Raw genomic sequence first — 5,422 nt, 5'->3', positions numbered from 1 at the left:
TGGTAGATAGGCAAAAATGCGTGCACCACTTACAATACCACTCCGCTTCAGGTGTCCCTGCACAGCAGCTACAGAGGAGCGCATCTCGCCCATCGTTATGCGTCGCTTAAGCTCACCCTCTGACCAGGAGATAATGGCGAGTTGATCCTCCGCGCCACTCAGAAGATTCTCAGTGAAGTTAAGCTTAAAATTTGGAAACCACCGTTTTGCTAGTGGGGTTGGCCCCTCCAAAGCATCTACGTAGGGCTCAAGGGAGCCCTCTCCTTTGAGTCCTAGGAACCTAACAAGATTTGGCCAAAACTTCGCTGGCTCCCTAACCGACCAGTTGTGAAGTTGCTCGAAATCATCAAACCCCTGCTCCCCACTAGCCGTAAGCTCCTGCATAAAGCGTCTCAGAGCACAGCCATTTCGTAGCTCCTCAGAGGGGCTCCAAATGATCTCAGAGGGGTTATACTGCCTATCGATACCGTTCATAGCTGCACTAGCATTTATTATACATGAGCCAAAGTGCGTGGTCATTGATAAACTGGTGACTACTTCCTACCTCAACAGATTCCGTGACGTTCGTATAGCCCTAGTATAAGATAGCTCCCATGCTAATCGAGCCACAATATATGGTGCGTGCCCTTGAGCTTGCGCTCAAAGGGGGGCGCTCCGTAGCTCCAAATCCGCTTGTCGGTGCGGTGCTAGCTTACGAAGGAGCCGTTATCGGCGAGGGCTACCACCAACGGTACGGCGGGCCACATGCGGAGGTAGCGGCTCTCTCCTCTGTTGAGGATCGAAGCCTTATCCCGCACTCTACCCTCTACGTAACCCTTGAACCGTGCGCACATTTCGGGAAAACCCCGCCCTGCGCAGATCTAATCATAGATTCTGGAATTAAGCGTGTCGTTATTGGTTGCCGCGATCCCTTTCCTCAAGTCTCGGGCCGTGGAATCGAGCGGCTAATCAACGCCGGCATCTCCGTAACCGAGGGGGTGATGGAGCTAGAGTGCCGCGCAATGAACAGGCGCTTTATCGTGGCACAGCGAGAGAGGCGCCCCTACTGTATCCTTAAGTGGGCACAGACCAGGGATGGTTTTATAGCTCGTGCAGACCTCTCTTCACGTTGGATCAGCTCAGCACCATCACGCACCCTCACACACCTCTGGCGCTCTCAGGAGATGGCTATATTAGTTGGGCGCACAACCGCCGCGGTCGATGATCCTGAACTAACGGTACGACACGCCATTGGACAAAATCCGGTTCGAATCGTTATCGATCGAACCCTCTCTCTCCCTCAAACTTTAAAACTATTTAATGGCGCTACTGATACGATTATCCTCAATACCGTGCGGGAATCTACTGACGGACCGATCCGTTTTCGTCGTATCGATCCATTGGCGTGGTCGTGTCAGGCGCTCTGTTCAACCCTCTTTCAGGAGGGTCTTACATCTATAATAATTGAGGGGGGCGCTTTGACCCTGCGTAGTTTTATCGATGCAGAGATCTGGGATGAGGCCAGGATCTTTATCAGTGCTACGACGTTTGGCGCAGGTATTAAAGCCCCAAGCATTCCGCAACAAGAACAAGAACAGGGACAGGAACAGGGGGGTCATATGTGTACGGTTGGAACCGATACACTAATCACACTGCAACACCCCTTACTGGCCGCTAGGTTAGGGATTACTACTGAAGTCCTGCAGATACCGATAGAGCTCGGAGTTGAGCTACTGCATCTCTAAAGGTGCTTCAACTGAGCCCATTTTATCGCTTCTCAGCTCATTGGAATCTAGGCTAGCTAGACCCTGCGGAAATGAGCGCCTATGATCAAGAAATGCATTCGGACGTCCGAGCGTGTTCTTGTATACGCGTGCTAGGTAAATTGATATAAAGCTCAACACCGCCCCACAGTAGGTAAATCCAAGCACAACGAGCGCAGTAAACGCCCATGGCCTAGAACCTCTACTGGCCAGTACTCCCAGGGTCAACATGGCTCCTATCCAGATCGGCAGGCAGTACATTGCAACTCGCAGCAGTAGCGTACTAGCCGATAGGATACCCGCAACAGCAAAGAGCATCATCCCCCAGATATTATAGTGAGTCTCGCCTGCGATACGCTTATCACGGCGATAGGGGATCCCTATGCGCTTAAATCCAACTCGTCCGATCGAGGCCCTTATAAAGGGGAAAGATGAGGAGTCCTGTATAATGGCGTTACGCACCTCTTGCGTCATCAGCGAGAATTCGGCCATATCGAGAACGATATCCTCATCCGCTACCGCTTTCATCACTCGATAGAACACCTTGCGCATAAACTTGATCGACGCTCTCTCGATCCGATCAACCCGTTCACCGTATACAACATCAAAACCTTGCCTGTGATTCTTTACGAACTCAAGGATCATCTCGGGCGGGTCCTCGCAATCAACATCGATAAAAACAAAGATATCCCCTGTGCAGTTACGCAATCCGAACTCCAGTGAGCGTTGATACCCTACGTCCTTAGCGAGTGAGAGCAGGAATACGAATGGATGCTCATCACGGATCTGAGATATCACCTCGCACGTTTGGTCGCGCGAAGCGTTGTTGATAAATACTAGTTGTGGGGTGTACTCGTGCGAGAGCTCCTGAATAACTGGGAGTATGCGCTGAAAGAATAGCGGAACTACCCGCTCCTCATTAAAAACCGGCACTAGGATTGCGATAGCCTGTTTCTGCTGTGACACTAAGATCCTCCGTACACGTTAGCGACCAACGTTCCACAATAATCAACACCGAGCAAAACTCAGCCGCATACCATCACCGTTTAGATGCCAGATGCTAGCAAGATTAGCTCTTTTTTTAGCACGTTAAACCCCCAATCATACTAGCACCCTAGGCTTCTATAACTACATGTAATTACATATACTTAAGATTACTACGCCACCACTCTACGCTTTCTGCAAGCCGCACCTGAATATCTTCTGGGGAGGTTACCCGCACCTCCCTGCGTAGCCGCTCTATGGAGGCTACGATGCGCAATGGATCGTTAGGAACCTTCTGTTTTGCTCCAAGTTGTATCAATTCAGGACGCCCGATAATCGTTCCAAGCGCCTTGAGAATCGACGCAATTGAGCGTTCCTCGCCGGAGGCTATGTTTACATCCCCAGTAACATCTGAATAGAGAAGTGCTACGAATGCGGCAGCCACATCCTCCGTATGGGCAAAATCGCGGATCTGATCACCGATACTTGCTGGAAACATCTGTCCTTTTAGTAACGCAATAATCGCCGACGATACCAAGCGCTGCGTTCCCTCATGTGGACCAAAGAGAAAGAATATCCGCCCCCAAGCTGCCTCTATCTTATGGTGCGCTGCAATCGTAAAGAGGCTCTTACGTGATGCTAACTTCGACTGTCCATAGAGCGTAGAGGGCATAAGCTTGGAGCTGCCCTCTATAAGCTTTTCATCCGCACCACCCCATTCATATTCAGCGCAGGAGCCGGCCGCAACAACTCGCTTTCCTCCGTTCTCTATAAAGGCTTGCAGCAACAACTTACTACTAACGATCCAGTCTATGTTTTCAGGCGAAGACCAGAAGACCCCATGTCTAGTATCCCATGCAAGGTGCAGTAGGTGTGTGGCTTTAATGCGCGCAACGATGGGCGTTACAGTGTTGGTATCGTGTAGATCGACTGCGTGTAGCTCTACGGCATCACCGAAGCGGCTCTTAAGGAGGCTCAGATCTGAGTCCCTGATGGTTCTAGTAAATATATGTACCTGCTGGCCACGCGCCACTAGGAAAGGGATCGTTTGTCGACCGAGAAACCCGCATCCTCCTGTAACGATCACTGCTCCGTTAGTCATCAAACATACCTTACAGAATATCGCTACTAAAATCTGGATACTGCGCGTCGCGTTCGGATATGACGAGCGGAGAGAACGGCCATGAAATAGAGAACTTCGGATCGTCCCACCGAACTCCTCGGCTCAAACTCGGATTAAAGGGCTCAGACATCATATAGAGCACCTCACTCTCATCTTTAAGGGTGATAAATCCATGCGCGCATCCAGCCGGAATCGCAAGCGCAGTCCTATTATCGTCCGATAATTCTACCCCTATTGACCTACCGAAGCTCTCTGAGCTCTCGCGCAGATCTAACACCACATCCAGAATTGCGCCCCTTATACAGCGCACTAACTTAGACTCCTTGGATGGATTGGCCTGAAAGTGCATGCCACGTAGGGTCCCGCGCTTCTGATTGAACGACACACTGCTCTGACAATAGGTGCTGGGCAATCCGATCTGTGCGAACTCCTCAGCACAAAATGTTCTGGCAAAAAATCCCCGCTCATCACAGCTTGGTTCGATCTCTACTCGCCATACGCCAGGAAGTGAGAGATCTGTGCAGCGCATTAAAACACCTGCAGGGTTGGAATGGGGACTACAAACTTACCACCCCAGGAACGGATCTGACTCAACTGTGAGGCAACTTCATCCTTAAGGTTCCAGGCTAGGATCAGCACAAAATCAGGCCTGGTCTCATTAATCTTTTCTGGACTAAGAACCGGTATATGGGTACCAGGGGTGAATAATCCCTGTTTATGTGGATTTAGATCAACAACGTAGTCGATAAAATCCTGACGAATACCACAGAAATTAAGCAAGGTGTTGCCCTTTGCGGCAGCGCCGTACGCGGCGACCCTTTGCCCATCAGCACGCGCCTGAATAAGAAATGAAAGTAGCGCCCTTTTAGTGACCTCCACATTCTCCTTAAAGCTGCTGTAAGTTGCGATCTGATCAAGTGCTGCACTTTTTTCGAGATCTCGCACCATTGCTACAGAGGCATCTACCGGGCGTGCTCTTTTACCATCGTGCTGTCCATAAATCCGCAGCGATCCTCCATGTGTCGGTAGCTGATCAACTGAGAACACCATCAGCCCGTGCGCAGCGAAGATGCTCTCGACCGCCAAGAGCGATAGGTATGAGAAGTGCTCGTGATAGATCGTATCAAACTGATTGTTTTTTATAAGTTGTAAAAGGTGTGGAAACTCTAAAGTAATAACTCCATCCTCTGCTAGAAGAACCTTCATCCCCGCCACGAAATCATTAATGTCCGGCACATGTGCAAAGACGTTATTACCGATTAGTAGGTTTGCACCGCGCCCCTCAGCTTTAAGCCTCTGGGCGCTCTCGCTGCCGAAGAAAAATGAGCGTGTTGGTATCCCCTTTTCTGTCGCTACCGCAGCTACGTTCGCCGCTGGCTCAATACCGAGGCATGGAATCTCGTGTTTAACGAAGTTCTGCAGCAGATAGCCATCGTTACTTGCGATCTCAACCACAAACGATCTCGAATCGAGCTTAAGCCGCTCTATCATCTGCTCACTGTATAGCTTTGCATGCCTAAGCCAGCTCTCTGAGTACGATGAAAAATATACATAATCAGAGAAGATCTGATCT

The 5,422-nt window shown here is 50.2% G+C and carries 6 protein-coding genes; 1 reads left to right on the top strand and 5 read right to left on the bottom strand.

All coding sequences use genetic code 11. The annotated features are described in order from the left end of the window. Nucleotides 1–474, bottom strand: a 474-nt coding sequence (locus NTV65_11185; GenBank protein ID MCX6115759.1) for a hypothetical protein, incomplete at its 3' end; no start/stop codon positions are given. A 119-nt stretch (nt 475–593) separates the two neighbouring features. Here NTV65_11185 and ribD point away from each other — a divergent pair. Then, nucleotides 594–1,724 (top strand): bifunctional diaminohydroxyphosphoribosylaminopyrimidine deaminase/5-amino-6-(5-phosphoribosylamino)uracil reductase RibD, encoded by a 1,131-nt coding sequence (ribD, locus tag NTV65_11180; GenBank protein ID MCX6115758.1) that lies wholly within the window; start codon nt 594–596, stop codon nt 1,722–1,724. Here ribD and NTV65_11175 read toward each other — a convergent pair. The 4 genes from NTV65_11175 to NTV65_11160 all read right to left on the bottom strand — a co-directional run. Then, nucleotides 1,710–2,708, bottom strand: coding sequence for a glycosyltransferase family 2 protein (locus NTV65_11175; protein MCX6115757.1), 999 nt, complete (start codon nt 2,706–2,708; stop codon nt 1,710–1,712). The two genes, ribD and NTV65_11175, sit on opposite strands and share 15 nt — an antisense overlap. 172 nt (nt 2,709–2,880) lie before the next feature. Further along, entirely contained in the window at nt 2,881–3,828 is a 948-nt protein-coding gene (locus NTV65_11170) for an NAD(P)-dependent oxidoreductase (protein ID MCX6115756.1), read from the bottom strand. A 10-nt stretch (nt 3,829–3,838) separates the two neighbouring features. Then, nucleotides 3,839–4,378 carry a dTDP-4-dehydrorhamnose 3,5-epimerase gene (rfbC, locus tag NTV65_11165; GenBank protein ID MCX6115755.1) on the bottom strand — a complete coding sequence of 180 codons (540 nt, stop codon included), beginning with the start codon at nt 4,376–4,378 and terminating at the stop codon, nt 3,839–3,841. Continuing rightward, nucleotides 4,378–5,422: class I SAM-dependent methyltransferase (locus tag NTV65_11160; GenBank protein ID MCX6115754.1), on the bottom strand; the 1,045-nt coding region annotated here is incomplete at its 5' end. The genes rfbC and NTV65_11160, both read right to left, overlap by 1 nt.

It is taken from the genome of Pseudomonadota bacterium, from assembly GCA_026390555.1.
In the GTDB taxonomy this organism is placed as follows: domain Bacteria; phylum Bdellovibrionota_C; class UBA2361; order UBA2361; family OMII01; genus OMII01.
Note: the sequence above shows the minus strand (reverse complement) of the source record. Positions and strands in the feature narration are given on the sequence as shown.

Bases quoted from the DNA above. Each gene is read 5' to 3' on its own strand.
- NTV65_11170 (MCX6115756.1), bottom strand. From the start codon at position 3,828: ATGACTAACGGAGCAGTGATCGTTACAGGAGGATGCGGGTTTCTCGGT.
- ribD (MCX6115758.1), top strand. From the start codon at position 594: ATGCTAATCGAGCCACAATATATGGTGCGTGCCCTTGAGCTTGCGCTC.
- rfbC (MCX6115755.1), bottom strand. From the start codon at position 4,378: ATGCGCTGCACAGATCTCTCACTTCCTGGCGTATGGCGAGTAGAGATC.